Annotated in this window: 7 protein-coding genes; 2 read left to right on the forward strand and 5 right to left on the reverse strand. The window is 52.0% G+C overall.

Features of this window, described 5'->3' with window-relative positions; all coding sequences use genetic code 11:
- The 3 genes from ACIQ2T_RS12615 to ACIQ2T_RS12625 form a co-directional block, all read right to left on the reverse strand.
- Positions 1-524 (reverse strand): MFS transporter (locus tag ACIQ2T_RS12615; protein ID WP_397591113.1); only part of this gene is annotated, 524 nt, incomplete at its 3' end.
- Positions 472-741 carry a hypothetical protein gene (locus ACIQ2T_RS12620; protein WP_397584634.1) on the reverse strand — a complete coding sequence of 90 codons (270 nt, stop codon included), beginning with the start codon at positions 739-741 and terminating at the stop codon, positions 472-474. The genes ACIQ2T_RS12620 and ACIQ2T_RS12615, both read right to left, overlap by 53 nt.
- A gap of 164 nt (positions 742-905) precedes the next feature.
- On the reverse strand, positions 906-1,211 hold the full coding sequence (locus ACIQ2T_RS12625) for a hypothetical protein (RefSeq protein ID WP_397591114.1): 306 nt from the start codon (positions 1,209-1,211) through the stop codon (positions 906-908).
- Between the two features lie 107 nt (positions 1,212-1,318).
- On the opposite strand from ACIQ2T_RS12625, the gene ACIQ2T_RS12630 reads away from it, so the two are divergent.
- Positions 1,319-1,558, forward strand: coding sequence for an alpha-amylase family glycosyl hydrolase (locus ACIQ2T_RS12630; RefSeq protein WP_397591117.1), 240 nt, complete (start codon positions 1,319-1,321; stop codon positions 1,556-1,558).
- A gap of 69 nt (positions 1,559-1,627) precedes the next feature.
- Here ACIQ2T_RS12630 and ACIQ2T_RS12635 read toward each other — a convergent pair whose 3' ends face one another.
- Positions 1,628-2,647, reverse strand: coding sequence for a YeiH family protein (locus tag ACIQ2T_RS12635; RefSeq protein WP_397591115.1), 1,020 nt, complete (start codon positions 2,645-2,647; stop codon positions 1,628-1,630).
- A 3-nt stretch (positions 2,648-2,650) separates the two neighbouring features.
- The gene (locus tag ACIQ2T_RS12640; RefSeq protein ID WP_300035655.1) at positions 2,651-2,914 is read right to left on the reverse strand and encodes a DUF6356 family protein; all 264 of its coding nucleotides are present in this window, start codon (positions 2,912-2,914) and stop codon (positions 2,651-2,653) included.
- A 125-nt stretch (positions 2,915-3,039) separates the two neighbouring features.
- Here ACIQ2T_RS12640 and ACIQ2T_RS12645 point away from each other — a divergent pair, with 125 nt between their 5' ends.
- Positions 3,040-3,498 (forward strand): Lrp/AsnC family transcriptional regulator, encoded by a 459-nt coding sequence (locus ACIQ2T_RS12645; RefSeq protein ID WP_397591116.1) that lies wholly within the window; start codon positions 3,040-3,042, stop codon positions 3,496-3,498.
- Positions 3,499-3,505 lie beyond the last annotated feature (7 nt).

A 3,505-nucleotide genomic window follows, 5' to 3' on the forward strand; every position in this document is an offset into this window, starting at 1 on the left:
CCCAGGACGAAACTCAAGCCTACCCCGAGGTAAATGCCCGTTCCGTAGATTGATAGTGCCCGGCCCACGCGGTCTGGCGGGTATGTTTCGGCGATCAGTGAATAGGCACTGGGCGAGAGCGCCGCTTCGCCCACGCCGACGCCCACGCGCATCAGAAACAGCCCTGTAAAGCTGCGGGCGAAACCGCATAGCATCGTCATCACGCTCCAAAAGAAGACCCCAAGCGCCACGATCCTGGGACGGTTACCCCGGTCAGCCCACCAGCCGAAGGGTACACCCAAGGTCGAGTAGAAGACGGCGAAAGCCAGGCCGCCAAGCAGGCTGAACTGCGTGTCGGTCAGCCCGAGGTCGGCCCTGATCGGCCCCACCATGAGCGCTATGATGGTCCTGTCGACATAGGACAGCACATAGGCTGCGGTAAGCAGCGCGAGGGCCGCATGGACCGACGCGGGACTTTTACCCGAGCGGCGGCTAGACATAGGATCTTGCATAGGGTTTGAGGTGCTCCGGAGTACGCGGTGCAAAGGAAGGGTTCCAACTGAACGGAAGCTTTTTTGTATCGAAGATATGGTCGAGCGGTCCGTTCACCGTCCGCACGAAAAGCAAATATCCGACATCCGTGCCAGCGGGGCCGCGATAGATCGCGAAATCGATTTTTGCCCCCGCTAGTGCCGGTGCTGACACCATTGGCGCCATCGCTAAGGCCAGAGCTAATGCGATACAGGAGATGCTTCGCTTCATGTTTAAGTGTCCGTCGTCAGATAATTTGAGATTGTTTCCAGTTTAAAACGGGTGCGTGTTTGCGTTCATCTAGTTGGCGTTAGATCCATTTACGGCGCAACCACATTAGTGGGCCTGAGATAACCAAGAGGATGGCGAGGACGGCGAACAAATCACTCATCCATTTAAACTCTTTGTGAATTGTGAGGCCGGTATGGATGTCCGCGATAAGAAGAAATATTGTCGAGATTGTCGAGATTGGCGCGATCAATGGCCTCCGCGCCGACCACCGAGATCGTCAGCGGAACATCGAAAAGACGCTCTTCCTTTTTGCGCGCTGTCACGATGATTTCTTTGGCGTTGTCGGCGAGAGCCACAGCGCTCAGCGTATCAGACGTTTGACTGACAGGCGCGGTCTGTGCTGGCGCCGTGGTGGAAATCGCGCAGACCGCAGTTGCGGCGAGCAGCAGGGTCTTGCGAGTAATCATCATTCCCCCTGAGGCCCAATAAAGTTGTCCGGACATTTCAGTTGATCATGAAAATTTGTCAAGACTTTTTTATAACGTGCACGACTTATTTTCGTAACGTGCACGATGGCATGGCGCCTCCCAACAATTGGAGCGGGGGCGGTGGATCTGCCTGGGAAAGGTCCCACGCTAGAAAGCAATTCTATTTCCACCGTTTCTCAAAGGGACAACCCGATCTCAACTGGCGTAATCCGGCGATGGAAGAGGCCATGCTGCATGTCTATGCGGAGCTCGCTCGCGTGGATTGTCTGGCGGCGTTCAAGCCGGCGACGTTTAATATACAAACATCAAATCTGTGCCATTGGTGCTGACGGGGAACACTGCTCGGACAACTGCGTCTGTGCATGGCTTTGGAACGCCCTGGAACATGCGACCAACTTTCAACGGAATGCAAGAATGAGAAACAGAACGCTGCCGAGCTGCCAAAGTGTCTGAGCGGCGAGGGTAAGAATTAGCCGATGGTTCATGCAGCAGGCTTCGTCCAGGCTCGTTTTAAGACCCAGCGCGGCAACTGATATAGTCAGAGCCCAACTTGCAGTTTCCCCACCCAATTTGACAATTGCCGCTGGCACAAGTCCTAAATTTGCGACCGACGCGAACAAAAGAAAAGAAAGGAGAAACGTCGGGAATAGTCTATTTATCGGCAATTTCGCACTGGAGTACCCGTGAACGTTTCTCAATGTTCCGATCGCGAATATTACCGGAAGTAAACAACCGATGCGAACCATCTTCACTGTTACGGCATCCAAACCGACCTCCGGCGAAATTGCAAAACCTGCCCCTGCGACTTGTGCAACATCATGGATAGCAGCTCCCAAAACAAGTGCGGTAGAGTGAGCATCAAAGCCCAGTTGCTTGGTCAGCATCGGGTAAGCGATCATCACAATGGCCGAAAGCATGGAAACGATGACAACTATAGTTAAGGTCTCCCGGTCCAGCCCTTCACGCGGGGGGAGTACCGCCGAGGCCGCAAGGGCCGCCGACGCGCCACAAACAGCAATCGAGGTCGCTGATATGACAGAAACATCACTCCGCTGACCGAACGCCTTGCCTATCATGTACCCGCCAAAAAGCGTGGCAGCCAAGGTAGCAAGAACAATAACGGCAGTGCTCCAGCCTAAAGACATGACGTCTGCAGCAATAATCCGAAATCCAAGCAGGGCGATGCCAATTCGCAAAATTGAGTGGGCGCAAAAGCTCACACCTTGGTTTACGATCTCAACTTTTTGATTAAAAGCGGCACGGACGCCGACACCCAGCACGAGCGCCAATACCATAGTAGGTACGCCGGATACGGAGTTGATTGCACCTGCAATAATTGCAATGAATGAGCAAAGAAGCATGCCGCCGACCGCCGACCGCCGACTCAGCCAGCTTTCAGGCAGACCCAACGAGCCCATTTTTTAGACCTTTTTTCCGCGATGATCTTCCTCTGTCCATTTAGCTCTCGATTGTTCACTGCGGCGCATGACCATTCGGCTATGAAGATTTCGTATTTTGTCGCTGCCAGTGCGTTCGAACATAAAGGGAAACAAACCATGCATTAGGCAAGCGAGACCGCCGCAGAACATGCATACAGCAAACCCAGATGCTTGCCGCAGATGCTGGAAATATGTTTCTCCAACAGTCTCTGGATGCTCAACAAAAAGGCGCGATAATTTTCTCATAGCGGTGCTTTCTCATTCGAATGTCAATTTGCCGCCTAGATAACAGAGTATTACTAGAAAATGTTCCCAAATATTTCTAGATTATATTTATAAATTAGTTTATAAACCTAAAAATGAGCGAAAATGTGAAAATTGATACTATCGATCGGCGAATCTTAGAAATAATTCAACGTGACGCCACGCATTCGATCCAGGATATAGGTGAGCAAGTTGGCCTTTCTACAAATCCTTGCTGGCGGCGCATCAAACGAATGGAAGATGCAGGGATCATCGAGCGCCGCGTAGCAATTTTAAACTCGGTAAAGCTAGGATTGGGCGTCACCGCTTTCGTGTCAATTCGAACAAACAAGCATACGCCCGATTGGCTGGCGTCCTTTGCAGCCGGAATACTCAGTATTCCTGAGATAATAGAATGTCATCGCATGAGCGGGGATGTTGACTATCTGCTTAAGATCGCCGTCGCAGATATCGCGCATTATGATCGTATCTACCAAGAACTGATAGCCGCAGTACCCGGACTGAGTGATGTTAGCTCAACGTTTTCTATGGAACGCCTCAAATACGGAACAGCGCTTGCAATATAGTCGAGCT

The sequence above is a fragment of the Sphingorhabdus sp. genome (genome assembly GCF_044357595.1).
Classification (GTDB): Bacteria; Pseudomonadota; Alphaproteobacteria; order Sphingomonadales; family Sphingomonadaceae; genus Sphingorhabdus_B.

What these genes read in the sequence shown, in the direction of transcription:
- ACIQ2T_RS12625 (WP_397591114.1), bottom strand. Translation starts at nt 1,211, where the DNA reads ATGATGATTACTCGCAAGACCCTGCTGCTCGCCGCAACTGCGGTCTGC.
- ACIQ2T_RS12635 (WP_397591115.1), bottom strand. Translation starts at nt 2,647, where the DNA reads ATGGGCTCGTTGGGTCTGCCTGAAAGCTGGCTGAGTCGGCGGTCGGCG.
- ACIQ2T_RS12640 (WP_300035655.1), bottom strand. Translation starts at nt 2,914, where the DNA reads ATGAGAAAATTATCGCGCCTTTTTGTTGAGCATCCAGAGACTGTTGGA.
- ACIQ2T_RS12630 (WP_397591117.1), top strand. Translation starts at nt 1,319, where the DNA reads ATGGCGCCTCCCAACAATTGGAGCGGGGGCGGTGGATCTGCCTGGGAA.
- ACIQ2T_RS12620 (WP_397584634.1), bottom strand. Translation starts at nt 741, where the DNA reads ATGAAGCGAAGCATCTCCTGTATCGCATTAGCTCTGGCCTTAGCGATG.